The sequence below is a fragment of the Streptomyces sp. SirexAA-E genome, assembly GCF_000177195.2.
Taxonomy (GTDB): domain Bacteria; phylum Actinomycetota; class Actinomycetes; order Streptomycetales; family Streptomycetaceae; genus Streptomyces; species Streptomyces flavovirens.
Genome location: NC_015953.1, coordinates 7,165,734 through 7,185,951 on the forward strand (window position 1 = coordinate 7,165,734; position 20,218 = coordinate 7,185,951).

Annotated in this window: 12 protein-coding genes; 6 read left to right on the forward strand and 6 right to left on the reverse strand. The window is 73.7% G+C overall.

Annotation, left to right across the window (positions count from 1 at the left end; all coding sequences use genetic code 11):
• The 3 genes from SACTE_RS31310 to SACTE_RS31320 are packed head-to-tail and all read left to right on the forward strand — an operon-like array spanning position 1 to position 12,183.
• Entirely contained in the window at positions 1-9,966 is a 9,966-nt protein-coding gene (locus SACTE_RS31310) for a non-ribosomal peptide synthetase (RefSeq protein WP_014050033.1), read from the forward strand.
• Positions 9,963-11,447 (forward strand): MDR family MFS transporter, encoded by a 1,485-nt coding sequence (locus SACTE_RS31315; RefSeq protein WP_014050034.1) that lies wholly within the window; start codon positions 9,963-9,965, stop codon positions 11,445-11,447. The genes SACTE_RS31310 and SACTE_RS31315 overlap by 4 nt, the downstream gene beginning before the upstream one ends.
• 55 nt (positions 11,448-11,502) lie before the next feature.
• The gene (locus tag SACTE_RS31320) at positions 11,503-12,183 is read left to right on the forward strand and encodes an SMI1/KNR4 family protein (RefSeq protein ID WP_014050035.1); all 681 of its coding nucleotides are present in this window, start codon (positions 11,503-11,505) and stop codon (positions 12,181-12,183) included.
• Between the two features lie 35 nt (positions 12,184-12,218).
• Here the strand turns inward: SACTE_RS31320 and SACTE_RS31325 are convergent, their stop codons facing one another.
• Entirely contained in the window at positions 12,219-13,097 is an 879-nt protein-coding gene (locus tag SACTE_RS31325; protein ID WP_019993259.1) for an NAD(P)H-binding protein, read from the reverse strand.
• Positions 13,098-13,160: 63 nt separating this feature from the next.
• On the opposite strand from SACTE_RS31325, the gene SACTE_RS31330 reads away from it, so the two are divergent.
• Complete coding sequence (locus SACTE_RS31330) at positions 13,161-13,757, forward strand: TetR family transcriptional regulator (protein WP_014050037.1); 597 nt, start codon at positions 13,161-13,163, stop codon at positions 13,755-13,757.
• A gap of 246 nt (positions 13,758-14,003) precedes the next feature.
• On the opposite strand, the gene SACTE_RS31335 is transcribed toward SACTE_RS31330, so the two are convergent.
• Together SACTE_RS31335 and SACTE_RS31340 are read right to left on the reverse strand one after the other, a co-directional pair.
• Positions 14,004-14,243: a MerR family transcriptional regulator gene (locus tag SACTE_RS31335; RefSeq protein WP_014050038.1), complete on the reverse strand. Its 240-nt coding sequence runs from the start codon at positions 14,241-14,243 to the stop codon at positions 14,004-14,006.
• On the reverse strand, positions 14,240-14,956 hold the full coding sequence (locus SACTE_RS31340) for a hypothetical protein (RefSeq protein ID WP_226995198.1): 717 nt from the start codon (positions 14,954-14,956) through the stop codon (positions 14,240-14,242). The genes SACTE_RS31335 and SACTE_RS31340 overlap by 4 nt, the downstream gene beginning before the upstream one ends.
• A gap of 458 nt (positions 14,957-15,414) precedes the next feature.
• Between SACTE_RS31340 and SACTE_RS31345 the strand changes: the two genes are divergently transcribed.
• Complete coding sequence (locus tag SACTE_RS31345; protein WP_014050040.1) at positions 15,415-16,176, forward strand: response regulator transcription factor; 762 nt, start codon at positions 15,415-15,417, stop codon at positions 16,174-16,176.
• A gap of 7 nt (positions 16,177-16,183) precedes the next feature.
• Here SACTE_RS31345 and SACTE_RS31350 read toward each other — a convergent pair whose 3' ends face one another.
• Both SACTE_RS31350 and SACTE_RS31355 read right to left on the reverse strand, forming a co-directional pair.
• On the reverse strand, positions 16,184-17,188 hold the full coding sequence (locus tag SACTE_RS31350) for an NAD-dependent epimerase/dehydratase family protein (protein WP_014050041.1): 1,005 nt from the start codon (positions 17,186-17,188) through the stop codon (positions 16,184-16,186).
• Positions 17,185-18,138 (reverse strand): ScbA/BarX family gamma-butyrolactone biosynthesis protein, encoded by a 954-nt coding sequence (locus SACTE_RS31355; protein ID WP_014050042.1) that lies wholly within the window; start codon positions 18,136-18,138, stop codon positions 17,185-17,187. The genes SACTE_RS31350 and SACTE_RS31355 overlap by 4 nt, the downstream gene beginning before the upstream one ends.
• Before the next feature lie 220 nt (positions 18,139-18,358).
• Here SACTE_RS31355 and SACTE_RS31360 point away from each other — a divergent pair, with 220 nt between their 5' ends.
• Positions 18,359-18,997 carry a ScbR family autoregulator-binding transcription factor gene (locus SACTE_RS31360; RefSeq protein WP_014050043.1) on the forward strand — a complete coding sequence of 213 codons (639 nt, stop codon included), beginning with the start codon at positions 18,359-18,361 and terminating at the stop codon, positions 18,995-18,997.
• Between the two features lie 58 nt (positions 18,998-19,055).
• Here SACTE_RS31360 and SACTE_RS31365 read toward each other — a convergent pair whose 3' ends face one another.
• A complete protein-coding gene (locus SACTE_RS31365; protein WP_014050044.1) occupies positions 19,056-19,718 on the reverse strand; it encodes a ScbR family autoregulator-binding transcription factor in 663 nt (220 codons plus the stop codon).
• Positions 19,719-20,218: the final 500 nt, after the last annotated feature.

Genomic DNA, 20,218 nt, shown 5'->3' on the forward strand with positions numbered 1-20,218 from the left:
TTGAGCACCGCCAGCGTGTCCTCGGACGGCCTTCTCGCCCTGACCCGCGCCCAGTTGGGAATCTGGAACGCACAGCGCCTGGAGCCGGACTCGCCGTACTACGTGGTCGGCGACGTGGTCGAGATATCCGGCGACGAGCCGGTCGACGTCGACGCGCTGGTGGAGGCGGTCCGGGCCACCACCCAGGAGGCCGAGACGCTGCGGTTGCGGGTGTACGACACCCCCCAGGGGCCGCGCCAGGCGATCAGTGACGACCCGGTCGAGCCACCCGAGGTGCTCGACGTCAGGGAGGCGGCCGACCCCGTGGCCGCCGCCCAGGCGCTGGTCGACGCCGAGCGGGCGCGGGCTGCCGAGCACTGCCGGGTGATGGTGGACCGGCCGCTCTACTCCCGTACCGTCATCCGGCTCTCCGACCGTGAGGTCTGGTACACCCAGCTCGGCCACCACCTGGTCTTCGACGGCTACACCGCCGCGATGCTCGCCCGCCGCACCGGCGCCCGCTACACCGCCCTGGTGCGCGGGACCGAGCCCGCGAAGTGCACCTTCGGCAGCTTCGCCGCCCTCGTCGCCGCCGATCAGGCCTACCGGGACGGCGACCGGTTCACCGAGGACCGCGCGTACTGGGTCGAGCGGTTCACCCCGCTGCCCGACCTCGGCGATCCCGAGACCGCGGCCGGCACGCCCGACCGCACCCTGACCGCCCGTGCCGTCCTCACGCCCGAGGAGACGGCCCGGCTGCGCGCGTTCGCCGACGAGGAGGGCGTCACCTGGGGCGAGGTGCTGATCTCCGGGTACGCCGCCTTCCTGCACCGCATGCTGGGCCGCACCGACGTGGTGTTCGCCCTGCCGCTGATGTGCCGGGCCGGCTCCGTCGAGCTCCGCACCCCCGCCATGGCGGTCAACGTGCTGCCGCTGCGGGTGACCGTGCGCGGCGGCGACCGGCTCGGCGAGCTGAGCCGTCGGGTGGCCTCGGCCATGCGCGAGATGCGCGAGCACCAGCGGTACAGGGGCGAGGACCTGCCCAGGGACCTCGGCGTACCCGGCGCGGGCGCGCTGCTGCACGGACGCGGCATCAACCTCAAGGCGTTCGACCTGGCCATCGACTTCGCCGGGTCGGGCGGTGTGATGCGCAACGTCGCGGGCGGGCCGCCCGAGGACATGGGCCTGAGCGTCCTGCCGACCCGGGACGGCGGACTCCTGCTCGGCTTCGAGGTCGACGCCCGGACCAACGATCAGGCCGGGGTCGACGGCCTGCTGTCCGGGCTCCGGGCGCTGCTGTCCGGGCTGACCGACGGCCTGCCGGTCGGGCGGATCCCCCTGACCGGCGACGCGGACCGGCTGCCCGACGGATGGTGCCCGCCCGCGCTCCCCGGCACCCCCCTCGACGTTCCGGCCGCGTTCGACGCGATGGTGGCCGCCGGCCCCGGGAACACGGCCCTGGTCTGCGGGGACGACCGGCTGTCCGCGGCCGGGCTGGCGGACCGGGTGCACCGGCTGGCCCGCGCGCTGCGGGCCCGCGGGATCGGGGCCGACGACGTCGTGGCGCTCGCGCTGCCGCGCTCGGCCGACTCGGTGGTCGCCCTGCTCGCGGTGCTGGACGCGGGCGCCGCCTTCCTGCCGCTGGACGCCGCGTACCCGCCCGAGCGGCTGCGCGGACTGATCGACGACACCCGCCCCGCGCTGGTCCTGACCGCCGGTGCGGTCGACGGGCTGCCCTGGGCCACCCTGCTCGACGAGGCCGCCGGCCTGTCCGGCGCGCCCCTGACGGCCGGTGAACTCTCCGCGCCCCGGCACCCCGAGCACCTCGCCTACGTGATCCACACCTCCGGGTCCACCGGACGCCCCAAGGGCGTACTCGGCCGGACCGGCGGACTCGCCGCGCTGCTGCACCACCAGCGCCACACCGTCGTCGCGGAGGCCGAGCAGGCCGCGGGGCGACGCCTGCGCGCCGCCCACACCTACTCGTTCGCCTTCGACTCCGCCTTCGACCACCTGGTGTGGCTGCTGTGCGGCCACGAACTGCACGTCTACGACGCCGAGACCATCCGCGACGCCGACGCCCTGCTCGGCGCGTACGCCCGTGACGGCATCGACGTCGTCGACACCACGCCGTCGATGGCCGCGCCGCTGATCGAGGGCGGCCTGCTCGACCGGCGGCCCGCGCTGCTGGTCCTCGGCGGGGAGGCCACCCCGCCCGCGCTGTGGCGCAGGGTCGCCGAGTCGGGCACGAACGCGCGCAACATCTACGGCCCGACCGAGGCGACCGTGGACAGCACCACCGCCCGGATCGAGGACGGCGAGCCCACGATCGGCCACCCGCTCGCCGGCACCCGCACCTATGTGCTGGACAGCGCGCTCCAGCCCGTACCGCACGGCACCACGGGCGAGCTGTACCTCGCCGGGCCGCATCTGGCCCGCGGCTACCTCGGCAGGCCCGGCGCCACCGCCGAACGCTTCGTCGCCGACCCCTTCGGCGCACCCGGCGAGCGGATGTACCGCACCGGCGACCTCGCCCGGTGGGTGCCCGGCCACGGCCTCGCGTACGGCGGCCGGGGCGACGGCCAGATCAAGATCCGCGGCCACCGGGTGGAGACCGGCGAGGTCGAGGCGGCCCTCGCCGCCGTGCCCGGGGTCACCGCGGCCGCCGCCCGGGTGCTGTCGTCCCGGCTGGTCGGATACGTCGTGTCCGCCTCGGTCACCGGGGACGCCGTGCGGACGTACCTCGCCGAGCGGCTGCCCGACCACATGGTGCCCTCGGCGGTCGTGGTGCTGGCCGAACTGCCCCTCACCCCCAACGGCAAGCTCGACCGCGCCGCCCTGCCCGCGCCCGCATCGACCGGCGGAGGCCGGGAGCCGGGAACCGAACGGGAGCGCGTGCTGTGCGCCGTGCTCGCCGACGCGTTCGACGTCGAACGCGTCGGGGTGGACGACGACTTCTTCGCCCTCGGCGGGGACAGCATCACCGCGATCACCATCAGCAGCAGGCTCCGGGCCGCCGGCCTCGGCCTGAGGCCGCGTGACCTGCTGGCGCGCCGCAGCTTCGCCGCCCTGGCCGCCTCCGCCGAACTGCTGGACGACGCGCCCGAGCCGGTGGACGACCCCACCGGGCCGGTACCCGCCCCGCCGATCGTGCGCGGACTGCTCGACCCGCACCCGGACGTGGACACCGTCGCCGGATACGCGCAGTGGACCGCGCTGAGCGTCGACGCCCTGGATCGCGACGCCCTGGTCACCGGCGTGCAGACCGTGCTCGACCACCACGACGCCCTGCGGCTGCGGGCGGCCGACGGCCTGGAGGTGCTGCCCCGGGGCACCGTACGGGCCGTCGTTGACGAGGTGCGCGGCGAGGACGCGACCGTCCTGGCCCGGCGGCTGGCGGCGGAACTCGACCCGAGGACGGGCGACCTGCTGCGTGCCGCGCTGCTCCGCACCGGCGACGGCACGGCGGACCGGCTGGTCGTCGTCGTCCACCACCTCGCCATGGACGGCGTGTCCTGGCGCGTCCTCCTCCCCGACCTGCACACCGCCTGCACCGGCGGCACCCTCGAACCGGTCGGAGCCTCCTGGCGACGGCACGCGCTGCTCCTCGCCGAGCAGGGCACGTCCGGCGCGCGCCGCGGCGAACTCGACCACTGGCGCACCGCGCTCGCCTCGGCCTCCCGGCTGGGCAGCCGGCCGCTGGACACGGCCCGGGACACCGTCTCGACCGCCCACCGTTCGGTCACCGTGGCCTCGCCCGAGGTCACCGAGGCCCTGCTGACCATCCTGCCCGCCGCCTACCGGGCCGGGGTGGACGAGGTGCTGCTGGCCGCGCTCGTGCTCGCCCTGCGGAGCTGGGGGCTGTCCGACGACGCGGTGACCGTCACCATGGAGGGCCACGGCCGTGAACACCTCGACCTGTCCCGCACGGTCGGCTGGTTCACCAGCGAATACCCGGTCCGCGTTCCCGCGTCCGACGACGCGGGGCGGGTGCTGCGCGCCGCCAAGGAGGCCCGGCGCGCCGTCCCGGACGGCGGTGTCGGATACGGCGTGCTGCGCCACCTCGACCCCCGGGCCGCCGCCGAACTCTCGGCCACCCCGCCCCCGGACGTCCTGCTGAACTACCTGGGCCGCTTCGCCCCGCTGACGGCCAGTGGATGGCGGCTGCCCGAGCGCGACGCCTTCTCCGTGACCGAACCGGACGGCAAGGCGCTGGAACAGGTGCTGGCCCTCAACTGCTTCGTCCACGAGGAGGGCGCGCCCCGGCTCGCCGTCGAGTGGACCGCCGCCACCGAGGTGCTCGGCGCCGACGTCGTGGCGGCGCTGCAGAGTGCCTGGGCCCAGGCACTGGAGGCCCTGGCCGAGCACGCGCTCCACACCCCGGGCGGCCTCACCCCGTCCGACCTCCCGCTGGTCGGCCTCGACCAGCGGGCCATCGACACCCTCGAACGCACCGGCCGTATCGCCGACGTCCTGCCCGCCACCCCGCTCCAGGTCGGGCTCTCCTTCCACACCCAGCTCCGCGACGACGACGAGACCGACGTCTACGTCGTCCAGGCCGTCACCACCCTGGTCGGCGAACTCGACCCGGACCGGATGGCCGAGGCCGCCCGCGAACTGCTGCGCCGCCACCCCGCCCTGCGCGTGTACCTGGGCACGGCGGGCGACGACGTGGTGCAGGTGATCCCCGACGCCGTCGCCCTGGACTTCCGGGTGGACGACCACTTCCCCGAAGCGGCGCGCGCCGACCTGGAGCGTCCCTTCGACCCGAGCCGGCCACCGCTGATCCGCTTCCTGCTGTCCCGGGTCGGGCCCGCCGAGCACAAACTGGTGATCACCAACCACCACGCCCTGCTCGACGGCTGGTCGATGCCCCTGGTCGGCCGCACCCTGCTCGCCCTCTACGCCGAGCTGAGCGGCGGACCCGCCGCGCCCGCCGCCCCGCCGCTGTCGGAGTACTTCCGGTGGCTGGCCGGCCGGGACCGGGAGGCGTCGCTCGCCGCGTGGCGGGACGCACTGGCGGGCGTCGACGACGCCACCCGGCTGGCGCCCCCGAGCACCGGCACCGCCGTCGAACGGCCGGGCCGCGAGACCGTCGGCCTCGGACGAGAGTTCAGCGACCGGCTGCGCGCGTTCGCCCGCGAGGAGGGCGTCACCCTGACGACGGTGCTCCAGACGGCGTGGGGACTGCTGCTGGGCAGGCTCACCGGGCGTCTGGACGTCGTGTTCGGCTGCCCCGTCTCCGGGCGGCCCGCCGAGGTCGACGGGGTCGAGTCGATGATCGGCCAGCTCGGCACCACGATCCCCGTACGGGTCCGGCACAGCCGGGACATGACGGCCCGTGAGCTGATGGCCCGGGTGCACGCCGAGAGCGTCGCCCTGGCCGAGCACCACCACGTCGGTCTGCCCGAGATCCAGCGGGCGACCGGCATCGGCGAACTGTTCGACACGATGCTGGTGATGGAGAACTTCCCGCTCTCCAGCCGGAAGCGCACCCCGCTCGCCCCCGGACTCGACCTGGCCGGCGTGGACATCACCGACGCCACCCACTACGCGCTGACCGTCATCGTGATCCCCGACGACGCGATCACGATCGGCCTCGGCTACCAGCCGCGCGCCTTCACCGAGGCGACCGTCCGCGACTACGGCCGCTGGCTGCACAACCTCCTGCGGGAGATCGTCGACGACCCGGCGCGGCCCGCGGTCCGGCTGCCCGCGCTCGCCCCCGACGAGCGGGAGCGGATGCTGGGCACCGGCACCGCCGTCGTCGCCGCCAGGGCACGCGGCCACTGGCTGGACGAGTTCGCCGGCCAGGTCCGCCGCAGGCCCGACGCCGAGGCCCTGGTCTGCCGGGACCGCAGCCTCAGCTACGCCGAGCTGGACCGGCAGGCCAACCGGCTGGCCCACGCGCTGATCGCGCGCGGGGTCCGCCCCCAGGACCCCGTCGCCGTCCTGCTCGGACGCGACGTCGAGATGACCGTCGCCCTGTTCGGCGTGATCAAGGCCGGTGCGGTGTACGTACCGATGGACGCGAGCTACCCGCGTGAGCGGCTCGCCTACATGTTCGAGGACATCGCTCCGGCCGCCGCCGTGACGACCGGCGCCGAACTGCCCGTCGACCGCGAGATCCCCGTCCTGCGTCTCGACGACCCGGCCACCCTCGCCGCCGTACCGGACACCGACCCGGCCGAGGCCCGCGCCCGGCTCACCGACGACGCGCTCGCCTACGTCATCTACACGTCCGGCACCACCGGGCGCCCGAAGGGCGTCGGCGTCACCCACCGGGGCGTACCCGACCTGATCGCCCTTCAGGAGGAGGTCGTCGGCGTCACCGAGCGCGACCGGTACCTGCACTTCGCGTCGACCAGCTTCGACGTCGCGTTCTGGCAGACCATGGTGCCGCTGCTGTCCGGGGGAACGTCCGTCATCGCGCCCGAGGAGGTACGCGTCCCCGGCGACGAGCTCCTCGACTACATCGCCGAGCAGCGGGTGACCGGAGTGAACCTGCTCCCCTCCTTCCTGGCCGCGATGCCGGACGACCGCACCGTCGACCCCGACGTCTTCTTCGTCGTCGGCGCCGAGCGCCTCGACCCGGAACTCGCACGGCGCTGGGGCCAGGGCCGCCGGGCGCTCTTCAACGCCTACGGCCCGACCGAGGTCACGATCAACTCCACGACATGGCGGTACGACCCGGACGACGCCGGACCGCTGCCCATCGGCCGCCCCGACCCCGACGTCCGCGCCTACGTCCTGGACGGCGGACTCCAGCCCGTCGGCGTCGGCGTCACGGGCGAGCTGTACCTCGGCGGACCCAGTCTGGCCCGCGGCTACCTCGGCCGCCCCTCACTGACCGCCGCGACCTTCGTCGCCGACCCGTTCGGCCCGCCGGGGGAGCGGCTCTACCGCACGGGCGACCTGGTGCGGTGGCGGCCGGACGGACAGCTGGTGTTCCTCGGCCGCGCCGACCACCAGGTGAAGATCCGCGGCTTCCGCGTCGAGCTCGGCGAGATCGAGACCACGCTGACCGGCCACCCCGACGTGCGCGCCTGCGCCGTGATCGTGCGGGAGGGCAGGCTCGTCGGCTACGTCATCCCGACCGACGGCGCCGACCTGGACACCGCGCGGCTGCGGGCGTACCTGGCCCAGGAGTTGCCCGACCACATGGTGCCGACGGCGCTCGTACCGATCGACCGGCTCCCGCTGAGCCCCAGCGGCAAGCTCGACGCCACCGCGCTGCCCGCACCCGAGATCACGGCCGCCGCCCGGCGTGAACCCGCCACCGAGGCCGAAGCAGTGCTGCTCGGGGTGTTCCGGGATGTCCTGGGCACCGACGACGTCGGCCTCGACGACGACTTCTTCGCCGTCGGCGGGGACAGCATCGTGTCGCTCCAAGTGGTCTCGCGGGCCCGGCGCCAAGGGCTCGGCCTGACCGCCCGCGACGTGTTCGAAGGCGAGACGGTCGCCGGGATCGCCGCGCGCGCCCGGGACCTCGACGGCGGTGACGTGCCCGCGGTCGGGGACGCCCCGCTCACCCCGGTCATGCGCGACCTGCTGCGCCGTGCGGGGGCCGCCGCGGACGGATTCTGCCAGTGGGTGGAGGTCTGCGTCCCGCCCGGCGGCGACGAGGCGGCCTGGCAGGCGGTGTTCGACGCCCTCCTGGCCCGCCACGACGTGCTCCGGGCCCACCTGGCCGGCGACGTCCTGCGCATCCCGCCCGCCGGCACGGTCACCGGGGCCGGCGTACTGACCCGCGTACCGGCGGACGGCGACCCGCGGGCCGCCGCCGACTCCGGGACCGAAGCGGCACGCGCGGCCATGGACCCGCGCACCGGCCCGCTGCTGCGCGCGGTATGGGTGGACGCCGGGCCGGACCGGCCGGGCCGCCTCGTCCTGGTCGCCCACCACCTGGTGGTCGACGGGGTGTCCTGGCGCGTCCTGCTGGACGACCTGGAGCACGCCTACGCGGGCGGGGAACTGGCCCGGCACGGCCAGTCCTTCCTCGGCTGGGCGCGCACCCTGCACGACGCCGACCGGCGCGCCGAGCTTCCGCACTGGCAGGAGACGCGGACCACGCAGACACTGACCCGCCCGCTCGACCCCGCCCGGGACACCGTGGCCACCGCGCGGCACCACGAGATACGGCTCGACACCGACGCGACGCGCGCCCTGATCACGACCCTCCCCGCCGCCTACCGCACCACCCCGGACGCCGTCCTGCTCACGGCACTCGCCCAGGCGGTACGGGACTGGCGCGGGACGACGCGGCTGCTGGTCGCCCTGGAGAGCCACGGCCGCCCCCGGGAGGTCGACCTCTCCCAGACCGTCGGCTGGTTCACCGCCGTCCACCCCGTACTGCTCGACGCGGACGACGACGTGCGGGCGGTCAGGGAGCGGCTGCGCGCCCAGGGCGACGGCCTCGGCCACGGCATCCTCACCGCGGCGGGCCTGCTGGAGCCCGTCGAACCGGAGGTCGCCTGGAACTACCTCGGCCAGTACCCCGGCGCCCCGGCCCAGGAGACGCCGTGGCAGGCACCCCCGGACGCCGACCCGCTCGGCTCCGGCGGCTCGGACGCGATGCCCCTGCCGCACAGCCTGATGGTCAACGCCCTCGTACGCGACGACGCGCTCGGGGTGCGGATCACCTGGCCGTCCGCGCTGTTCACCCCCGACGAGATCGGGGACCTGTCCGAGCACCTGCGGACCGCGCTCCTGCGCACCGCCGCGGCACCGGAGATCAGGGCCCTCGGCCCGGGCCGCCACGTCGCCGAGGTGCAGCCGCTCACCCCCTTGCAGGAGGTGATGCTGCGGCACTCGCGCACCGAGCGGCCCGACCCGTACACCGTGCAGTCGGCGTTCACCCTGGCCGGTCCGCTCGACGCCGACGCCCTGCGCGCCGCAGGCGCCGACCTGCTGGCCCGCCACCCGAACCTGGGCGCCGTGTTCCCCGCCGACCTGGGGGTGATCCCCGCATCGCCCCGGCCGGACTTCCGGGTGACCGACCGGCCGGCCGAGGAGGCGCTGGCCGCGGACCTGGCCGAGCCCTTCGACCTCGCGGCCGGCCCGCTCGTCCGGCTGACCGTGATCCGTCGCGGCCCCGACCTCGCCGACCTGGTCCTGACCACCCATCACGTGCTCTCCGACGGCTGGTCGGCCCCGCGCATCCTCACCGAACTGTTCGCCCTCTACACCGCCCGGGTGAACGCCGAGGCCCCGGGCCTGCCCGCACCCGTGCCGTTCGCCGACTACCTCCGCTGGTGCGCCGACCACGAGCCCGACCTCACCGCGTGGGCGGCCGAGCTCGACGGGCTGCCCGAGGGCGACCACCTTGGTGCCGGCGAACCCGGCCCCGCTTGGCAGGAACCCGAGATCATCGCGTTCGACGCGGCCCTGGTCGCCGAGCTCGGCACGCTGGCCGCACGGCGCGGGCTGACCCGGAACACGCTGGTGCAGGGCGCCTGGGCCGTGCTCCTCGCCCGGCGCTCGGGCCGCACGGACGTGTGCTTCGGCGCCATGGTCGCCTGCCGCCCTCCGGAGCTGGACGGCGTCGAGGAGATCATCGGGCTGCTGGCCAACACCGTCCCCGTACGGGCCCGGCTCGGCGGCACTCTCGCCGAGACCCTGACCGACCTCCAGGCCCGGCAGCGGGGACTGGTGGAACACCAGCACGCCGCCCTGTCCGACCTGGAACGGCTGACCGGGCGCAGCAGGCTGTTCGACAGCATGGTGGTGTTCGAGAACTACCCGGTCGACCCGGACCGCCTCCGCGAACCGGCCCCCGGACTCACGGTCGTCGGAACCCGCTTCCGTGAGGCCACCCACCACCCGGTGACCCTGACGGTCATGCCGGACGGCGACGGCTGGACCGGTGTGCTCGCCCACCGGGCCGGTGTCGACGTCGACGGGCTCGCCGAGGAACTCCTCGAACTGCTCCGCACCCTGGACAAGCACCTCGACGCCGACGTGCTCGAACTCCTGGAGGACCGATGAGCGCCGACGCCCCCGGGGGGCCGACGAGCGGGGACGTCCCGGGAGGGCCGGGAAGCGCCGACGCCCCCGGGGGAGCGGCGACCGAGGAGGCGGCACCGCCAGACCGGCAGGTGGACCGGCAGCTCCTGCGGGTCGCGTTCATCCTGGTGCTCGGCACGTTCATGGCCACGCTGGACGCCACCATCGTCAGCGTCGGCATCGACGCCCTGACCGAGGAGTTCGGCGCCACGGTCGCGGAGATCCAGTGGGTCACCACCGCGTATCTGCTGGCCGTCGTCGCCGCCGTACCCGCCTCCGGCTGGCTGGCCGGCCGGTTCGGCGGCAAGCGGACATGGCTCGCCGCCGTCGGCGTCTTCCTGCTCGGCTCGGTGCTGTGCGCGCTGGCCTGGTCGGCGACCAGCCTGATCGTCTTCCGGGTGATCCAGGGACTCGGTGGCGGACTCCTGCCCGCCACCGGGCAGGCCCTGCTGGCACGCGTCGCGGGCCCGAACCGCACCGGCCGGGTGATCAGCGTCGTCGCGGTCGTCCCGCTGCTGTCACCGGTGTTCGGCCCGCTCGTGGGCGGCTCCATCCTCGGCGTGGCGCCCTGGCCGTGGCTGTTCCTGGTCAACCTGCCGATCGGGGCGGTCGCCGCCGTGCTGGCACGCCGTCACGTGCCCGCGGTGCCCCCGGCGACCCGGCGCACGGCGTTCGACCTGCGCGGGGCCGTACTGCTCTCACCCGGCCTGGCCGTGCTGGTGTACGGGCTGACCGAGGTCGCCCACGGCCGGACCCTCCCGGCCGCCGTCGGTGTGACCGCGGGGCTCGCCATGCTGGCCGGCTTCACCGTGCACGGGCTGCGCACCCGCGCCGTCCCGCTGGTCGACCCCCGGCTGTTCGCCCGGCCGCCCTTCGGGGCCGCCGCCCTCGCGCTGCTGGTCCTGGGGGCGTCGGTGTTCGGGACGATGTTCCTGCTGCCGCTCTACTTCCAGACCGGCCGGGGCCTGACGGCATGGCAGGCCGGACTGCTGCTCGCCCCCCAGGGACTGGGCGCGGCCGCCGGATCGGTACTGGTCAACCGGACCATCGACAAGGTGGCGCCACGGACCCTGGTGGTGACCGGCATCGTCCTCATCCTCGTGGGCACGGTCCCGTTCACCCAGCTCGGCCACGGCATCCCGGACGCCGTGATCGCCGTGTCGCTCGCGGTCCGCGGCCTCGGGATGGCGATGGTCGGCGCGCCCGTGATGAACATCGTCTACAGCCGCATCGAGCCCGAACAGCTCCCGCGCGCCGCAGGAGCGCTCAACCTGCTGAACACCGTGGGCGGTTCGGTGGGAACGGCTGCCCTCGCCGTGGTCCTCCAGGGACGGCTGACCGCGCGTGCCCCGGAGATCTCCTCGGCGTTCGCCGACACCTTCTGGTGGGTGCTCGGCTTCTGCCTGCTCGCCGCCGCCGGGGCCACGAGGCTGCCCGGAACCCAGGCCCGGAAGCCTGGATGAGCCCGCTGCCCGGACCCCCGTCGGTGCCGTTGGCGGCCGCACGTATCGTCTGCGCATGACTGATCGGTGGTGGGCGGGCCTGCGCCGGCGGGTCGAGGCGGCGGGCGCGGGTCCGGGGGGCGGCGAGGTGTTCGGGGCGTTCGGGCACCGATGGGTGGTCGAGGAGCCGCTCACCTTGGGCGAGCTCGCCGAACTGGAGGCTCAGACGGGCGTGCGGCTGCCGGAGGAGTACCGGGACTTCCTGCTCCACGTCGGCGCGGGTGGCGCCGGCCCCGCGTACGGCCTGTTCCCGGTCCGGCGTGTGCGGGGCGGCTGGCGCTGGGAGGGCGACGGCGCGGACCTGGCCGACCTGTCGAGGCTCGTCGAACCGTTCCCCGACCGGGGCCCGGACCCGAAGCTGCTCGACGACCTCCTTGCCCAGTGTCCCGAGGAGGAGTGCTTCGACGACATCGAGGACTTCGACGACGCGATCGAGGCGTGGGACGAGCGAGGGGACGCCGTCCTGTTCGCCCCGGAGCGCACCGTCGGCGCCATCGCGATCTGCCACCTGGGCTGCGCCCAGAGGGAGTGGCTGATCCTCAGCGGCAGCCACCGCGGCACGGTCTGGTCCGACTGCCGGGCGGACGACGTGGATCTCGCGCCGCTCCTCCACGACGACGGGACGCCTGTGCGGTTCGACCGCTGGTACACCGACTGGCTGGAGAAGGCCGAGCACACCGCCCTGTCGGCACCGTAGGGCGCCACCCGCCGGGGCCGCGGCGGCCGTCGAGGTCACGGCTGCTCCGTGAACGCGGTGGCGTGGTCGGCGGCCCAGCGGCGAAACGTTCGCGGCGCCGTCCCGAGGATGTCGGCCACCGCCGTCGTGACGTACGCGGGCCGTCCCACCGCCGCGCTCCAGGCGTCGAGCAGCATGTCGACGACCGCGTCGGGCACCGTGCCCTTCGACCGGCTCCGGAACTCGTCCGGCGTCATCTCCTCGAACGCGATGCGGCGCCCCAGGGCGTCACCGATGACGTCCACCTGCGCCGCCAGGGTCAGTGGTTCGGGGCCCGTGAGGACGTAGTCGCCACCGACGTGCCCGTCCTGACGGAGCGTCCGCGCCGCGACGGCCGCGACGTCGCGGTCGTCGACCGGTGCCGACTCGGCGGCGCCGTGAGGCCACCGGACGATGCCGCCGGCCCGGAGCGCCGGCCCCCACCAGGCCAGCGAGTTCGACGCGAACATCCCCGGCCGGAGGATCGTCGACTCGAGTCCGGTGGCCGCGAGCAGCCGCTCGATGTCGGCGTGCAGCGCCGCCGCGGGATTGGGCTGCCGGAAGAAGGGGTGCGGCGTCCGGTGCGGGGAGGAGAGCAGGACGACCCGTCGCACGTGGGCTGCCAGCCGCTCGACGACGGCCGCAGCGGTCCGAGGCGGGGCGGTCCAGATGAGGAGGACCGCACCGGCGCCGGTCAACGCGGGACCGAGCGACGCGGGCACGGTGAGGTCGCCGACGAAGACCTCTGCCTGCGGCGGAAGTGTCGCCGCCGCCTCGGGGCGGCGGACGAGGGCGCGGACCGGCACGTCCGCGTCGAGGAGTCGGTCGATGACGACGCGGCCGACCCGGCCGGTCGCCCCGGTGACGAGTACGGGAGAGATGTCTGTCCGGTTCATGCCGCTCATAAAAACGTTACCCGATCATAAAAGCAACTCGGTAACGAATGTTACGGTGGGTGGATGAGCGAGACGACGGGGCTGCGGGCCCGCAAGAAGGAGCGCACGCGCGACGCCATCGGCGACGCGGCCGTCTCGCTGTTCCTGGAGCGTGGCTTCGACCGCGTCTCGGTCAACGACGTCGCCGCGGCGGCCGAGATCTCCAAGCCGACTCTCTTCCGGTACTTCCCGACCAAGGAAGACCTGGTGCTGCACCGGTTCGCGGACCACCAGGGCGAGGCGGCACGGGTCGTACGTGACCGCGGGTCCGGCATCGAGCCGGTGACGGCGCTGCACCGGCACTTCCGGGCCGGACTCGATCGGCACGACCCCGTCACCGGCCTCAGCGATCACCCCGAGGTGGTGGCGTTCCATCGGCTGGTGTTCACCACGCCGAGCCTGGCGGGACGGCTCGCGCGGTACCAGGCCGATGACGAGGAGGCGTTGGCGGACGCCCTGGGCGAAGGCGTCCAGGCGCGCCTGCTGGCCGCCCAGGTGCTCGCGGTCCAGCGGGTGCTCGCCCGGACCAACTGGCAGAAGGTCGCCGACGGCAGGACCGCCCACGACGTCCACCCCGAGGCGGTGGCCGACGCCGACCGGGCGTTCGACCGGCTCCGGTGACAGGTCGTGCCTCCGGGCGGATCCGGTCATCGGGGTCAGGGCCCTCCGCCGGAACCGTTCGGCAGGTGCGGTGTCGTGCGCGCCGATCGCGTCCGGGCCGTGTTGCCGCAGCTGATCCACCATCCTCCGCGCTGAACTCGGACGGTGGGCGGGTGAGTGCGGAGCGGGGAAGGAGTGGGGCGGCCGTCGGGACCGGGTCCCCGGCTCGGTCCGGGCGGACACGGCCCGGGGACCCGGTCCCGTGTCTCATCGCTGCGCGGGCCCGGGAGACCGCTCGGGCCGAGGGGCGCGGGACGACCCGGCCGCCAGGGCGCGCAGTTCCTCCAGGTCGTACTCGGCCCGCCGGGGCGTCCCGTGGCGGGTCAGCTTTCCGCGGCTGGCCCACTTCCTGATGGTCGCGGGGGAGACGCCGGCGGCGAGTGCGGCGAGCTCCGTGGGGACGGTGCGCGGGCCGGAACGCCGGCCGGAGTGACCGGGGATGCTCACGGGCCGACCTCCGCGACGGCCAGCGGACCCCTGCCGTCCTGCGGCGTCGCGGCGTTCCAGCCGCTCATGTGGCGCAGCCACTCCTGCGGGGGAAGGGCGTGGCCGGCCTCGCAGGTGACGTGCCGGGTGTGCGTGGTAGCGGTCTCCGCCTGCCGGACGAGGTGCAGCGTGCTGCGGCAACCCGCTTCCGGGCAGGTGCCGATGGGCGTGCGCTGCGCGGGTACCGGACCGAGCAGCGTCCGGCAGGAGTCGAGCAGGTGGCGGACCTCCTCGTCGAAGTCCGCGGCCGCCGGATGGGCGGCCAGCCATTCGAGGTGACGGCACAGGAAGTCGATCAGCGGACCGACCTCGCACCGGCGGGGCCTGGGTGTGCGTGCCTCGTCGACGACGAGCCGGGCCCATGAGGCGAGTGTCTCCGTCATGCGCGTGCGCAGGTCCATGGCCCTCTGGTCGAGGACGATGCCCTTCGCCGTCTTCGTGCCGCTGACCCGCACGCCCGGGCGGGGTGCCGTGGGGGTCAGCGCGTGGTCGCTCTCGCGGTAGGCGTCCAGCAGTCGGCGCAGATCGGCGCGGAGCAGGTCGACGCAGTTCGCGCAGAGCCGCGCGGCGGTGGACGCCGCCCGCCGGACCGCGGGACGAGAGGGTGTGCAACGGGAGGAGGCGCAGGTGGGTGACGCCGGTGTGCGTGGTGGCCGGCCGAATCGCTCGGCCATAGGTCTGGTGTGATGCCCCGACTTGTCGATCGACATGGAGATCAGTCCTGATGTGTGGAGAGACGGATGCTTTCCTGGGACCAGCGCCGCACTCATGGCTGTGCGGCTGACCTGCGATGTGCGTGGGCTCCGGCCGACGGCGCGCCGTGACGGGGGCGGGGGACGGCCGTAGCGCCATTGTCGGCGTGCGGGAGCCGGACCATCAACCGGTCACATGCCAGGGGCCCATCAGAGCTCTGTGCAGAACTGGCGGTTGCGCACGGATTTGGTAAGCACTACGTAAAGTCGTGGCGTGGGGGCGGCGGCCGGGTCCCCGGCCGGCGCCCGTCCCGCAGGCGGGGCGATGCGTTGATAACCGGTCGACCGGCTTGTATTATAAAAATGAAAAGGACGGGTCAACTGGTATGTGGCGTCTGCCGCACGTTGAACGCGCTTCCCATGTGGAAGGTATCGGAACCATGAACGTTCTGATCGTCGACGACAATGACGAGGCGGCCGAGCTGCTCGAACAGGCCCTGGCCAGCCACGGTTACGCCACCCGGCGGGTCAGTACCGGAGGAGCCGCGCTGCGGGAGCTCCCGGGTGCGACCCTCGTGCTGCTGGCCCTCGGCCTGCCGGACCTGGCGGGCCACGAAGTGTGCCGCCGCATCAGGGAGAGTTCGAGCGTCCCGGTCATCGTGATGAGCGACGACGGCAGTGAACTCGACCGGGTGCTGGCCCTCCACATGGGGGCGGACGACATCGTGCGACGGCCCGACGGCCACTACGAGTTGCTGGCACGCATCCAGGCCCTCATGCGGCGCAGCGCCTCCTGTGCCGTGTGCGCCGCACGACGTGCGACGCACACGGGCACGGGCACGGGCGCGGTCCGGGACGCGGAGCACGCCCCGCCGCCCACGAGGACGGTGGTCACCCAGGCGCTCCGGGTGGGGGAGTTACGCCTGGACCCGGCCGCACGCCTGGTCCTGCTCGGAGGAAGGGAAGTACGCGTCACCCGCAGGGAGTTCGACCTGCTGGCCGCCCTGGTGGCCAATCCGGGCGTGGTTCTGGAGCGCCGCGACATCATCTCGCGCGTATGGGGTGAGAACTGGTTCGGGTCCACCCGCACCATCGACGTCCACGTGGGTTCGCTCCGCGGGAAGCTCGGCTGTCCGGAGTGGATACAGACGGTGCGCGGCGTCGGATACAAGCTGACCGCCCCCGGCCCCCGGGCGGACTGAGGCCTCCTCATTCCCGGGCCGGCAGTCCGGACAGATGGTCCCTGTACCAGTCCGAGCAGTCCGTGAACCGCTCGCGGAAACCCGCACCGGGGGTGACACCGGCATCACGCCAGACCCGGCTGGTGTCGTACCAGTGGTCCTGGACGATCAGGTCCACCTGGTGCTCCGACAGCCCGGGAAGCGCCCGTGCCGTCAGGGAGCGGAACTCCTCGACAGGGACGGCGCCGTCCGGCGGAGGTGTACCCAGCTCGCGGCACACGGTGGCCACCACCTCCCGCATGGGTTCCGGCCGGGGGTGGGCCACGTGGTAGACCCCGTCCGTCCCGGACGGCCCGTCCGGGACGGCCAGCGCCGACACCGCGCGTGCCAGATCGTCCACGTGCACCACCGAGCCGAGCGCGGACGGCCCCCGGGACCAGGTCGGCACCCGCCGTGCGAGCAGGGCGAGGGCGGGTACGAACCACCGGTCACCCGGGCCGTACACCAGGTGGGGGCGCAGGACGACACCCCCCGCCCGCCGCACCGCGTGCTCGGCCCGCAGGCGCGACGCGCTGGCGGCCGACCGGGGCGCCGGCTCCGCCTCGCCCTCGGCGAGGCCGCGGTGCGGGCCGGGACCGTAGACCGAGGCCGTGCTGACGTAGAGGAGGCGGCGGACGCCCGCCCGGCGCGCCTCGTCGAGCAGGGCCAGGGATCCCAGGTGGTTGACGCGTCGGCACGTCCGGGCGTCGCCGCCCACGTACGAGGCGGCGTGCACCACGGTGGTCACGCCCTCGCACGTGCCGTCGAGTGTTCGGGGGTCGGCGAGGTCTCCCCTCAGGTACCGCACACGGGCGGCCCGGCTCCCGGGTGGCGGAGGGCGTCGGCACAGGACCCCGATCCGGGGCGCCGTGGCTCCGGACCGGTCGACCAGCGCCCGTACGATCGCACCGCCGATGAATCCCGTCCCGCCCGCCACCAGGACGTCCGCACCGCCGGACCGGGACGAGGGCCCGGACGGCGTGGGAGCGTTCACAGCGACATGCCGTCGAGGACGGTCAACTCGCATGCGCCGACCAGGGAATCGGCCTGGGTGAACGTGACGGTCAGCTCGTGCCTGCCGGGTGCGAGCTCGCGCACGGGGGAGGAGGAGACGACGCACGGTACGTCGAACTCGACGTACTTGTGGAAGGTGGCCGCGCAGGAGACGAGGAGGCCGTCCGGGCAGCCCACCGTGAGCAGCGCGGCCTGCCGCGCGGCCTCCATCAGGACCATGCCGGGCACATGGTCCACGGGGTGGTCGAAGAGGATCGGATGGGACGTGTCCGCCCGCAGCAGCCACGTCCCCGCTTCCGGCGAGCGGCCGAGTACGACGTCGGACGCCCTGCCCCTGCCGACCAGTTCGTGCGGCAGCGGCGCGGGCACCTGGCCGGGGCACGCGGCTCCGAAGCGGTGGCCCCGCAGCCGCTTGTACACGGAAGGGCTCACACAGTTCGCGCTGCTCCTCCCGATGCCGATGGGTTCGCCCTCGCGGTAGGCGTCGATGGAGCAGGCGAACGCCGAGACCCGTGGGCCGCGCCGGACGACGTCGTGCAGCGATATCTCCAGCAGCACGTCGGCCGGCTGATCCGTCAGCCGCGCGCCGCCCGTGAGAATGGTGAACGCGTGGGTGGTGGTGAGGAAGGGATGGGCGAGAGGGATGTCGAGCGTCTGATGGGCCAGGAGTATGCACGCCTGGCGGATCGTTTCCGCGAAGAGCATCGGGTCGTGCCAGCGGCCGGCCACCGGTCCGTAGTAGCTGTGCGCCCGTGACCACTGGGCGCCGACCTGGTGGACTCCGTCACTGCCGTGTCTGACACCCGTCACCAGTACTTCGGACACCGCCGAGCGGTGGACGAGGGCGCGCGGAACGGTCTGCTGGAACAGCTCCGCGCTGCCTCGTCTTCGGGTGTCGTCTGAAAGATAGGCCTGCCGACGTGCACTCATTTCTGGGGTCCCCCCTGTGAGGCGCACCAACAAACGAAGGGGGACGGGCAGCACCGAAGGTGCCAAGTCACGCGTCCCCCCATGGCGTCGAGACGAAGCATACTAGGCGACTGGTTTTTTTGGTGGAGCTGCGGCACATACGTAGAGTGCATGGTTACGCGGGTGCAGAACCGCGGAATAGGCGCTGGACACGGGCCGGCGCACGGGCGGACCAAGGGTGATGACGACGAGAGTGCGACAGGAACGGGCCGAGGTGACACGGCAGGCGATCCTCGACGGAGCGGCGGCCGCGTTCGACCGCCTCGGCTACGGAAGCGCAAGCCTGACCGACATCGCCCAGCAGGCGGGGGTGACCAAGGGGGCCCTGTACTTCCACTTCAAGTCCAAGGAGTCCTTGGCCCAGGCGCTGGTGCAGGAGCAGTTCGCCGCGGTGAATCCGGCGGGGGCCGCCGAACAGCTCGGCGTGCAGAACGTCATCGACCGCTCCCACTACCTGGGCCGCGCGCTCTGCCGTGAGGTGCGGGTGAGAGCGGGTGTGCGACTGGTTCTGGAGCGCGGCCTGCTCGACGGCGGCGACCCCAGCCCGTACGAGGAGTGGATCGAACAGTCCCGGGTGTCACTGGCGTTCGGCCAGGGCCGGGGGGACGTGAGACCCGAGGTCGACGCCTACGACGTCGCTACCTATCTGGTCGGCGCGTTCACGGGCATCCAGATCACCTCCGACGTCCGTACCCGGCGCGCCGATCTCTCCGACCGGGTCACCGACATGTGGCGCTTCCTCCTCCCCGCGATCGTCCCGCCCCGCCGTCTGGGCCGGTTCGATCCGGCGGGCTCGCAGGAGCTGGAGTCCTGGGGATGAGCGGACCCCGCTGACCCCGGGGCCGGACCGCCCGGAGCGACGGGGCGGCCCCCCGGGGTCAGGAGTGTCCGGCCGGGCTCTCCCCGCGTACGCGCGTCGCCTCGGGGCGGGCGGGCGTCGTCCTGATCCGCCTCGGCGTACCCGCGTACGCCAGCTGCCACAGATGGCTGAGCCACTTCTCGACGTCCGGGGGCGGAAGGCCGATCCAGACGAGCGTCTCGACACCGGACACCGCGGCGGTGACCACCGTCCGGGCCGGTACGGAACGGCCTGGGGGCAGTTCGCCGTTCCTGCACGCCTCGTCCACCAGGGGCCACAGGCGGCTGAGCCACGCCAGGTAGAAGTCGTGGGCGCGGCCGCCGTCCGTCGCCCCGGTCCGGGGCAGTTCCCGGGTGATGCGGACGCTCGCGCGCAGGAACAGGTCCTCCCGGAGGAGCCGGTTGAGGGTGTGTGTCACGTCGACGATCACCTGCAGGCAGGACGTCTCGTCGGCCCGCAGTCGCGCCAGGGTCTGTTCCACCAGCTCCAGTCCACGCAGCTGCACGGCGTCCGCGAGGGCGTCCTTCGTCGGGAAGTGGAAGAAGAGCGCCCCTTTGGTCACCCCTGCCGCGTGGCTGACGTCGGCGAGGGTGGCCTTGGCGAAGCCGTGCGTCGCGAACTGCTCGGCGGCCGAGACCAGCAGGAGTTCCAGGGTGTGCTCCGATCGCGTGTGCTTGCCCATATCCGCCCTCGCGTAGGCATGAACCGGCCGGGCCCGGTCTGCGGACGGCGTCCCACTTCGTGTCGGCTCGTCGAGGGAACGCCGACGAGGTGCGGGACCTCGCTCGTCTCCACGGCACGGGTACGTGGTCATGACGGACTGCTTGTGCAACCGAAGTTAGAAACCGGTCGAACGGCTTGTCAATGACTGTGACCGGAGACGCCGTGAATCGGTGAACATAGGCTTGAACTGCAAATATTTGTCCGGTAGTTGAACGTCCGGTGGGGCGGTCGTACCCCAGAACGGTCGACTCCGCTTCTCCGTAGGTGATCGGCGCGGCCCGCAGGAGGGCAGCCGGCCATTGCTCCCTCGTCCTCGCCCGTGTCACACTCGTGCCGGTCCTTCCCTGCCCGGACACCGGGAGAGCCCCCTTGAGGAGGCGCGGGAAGTGCCGCGACCAGGGACGCCGTTGTCCGCGGCGGCCCGTTCTTCCCCCCGGCCGGCAGCGCCGCACGCACCCG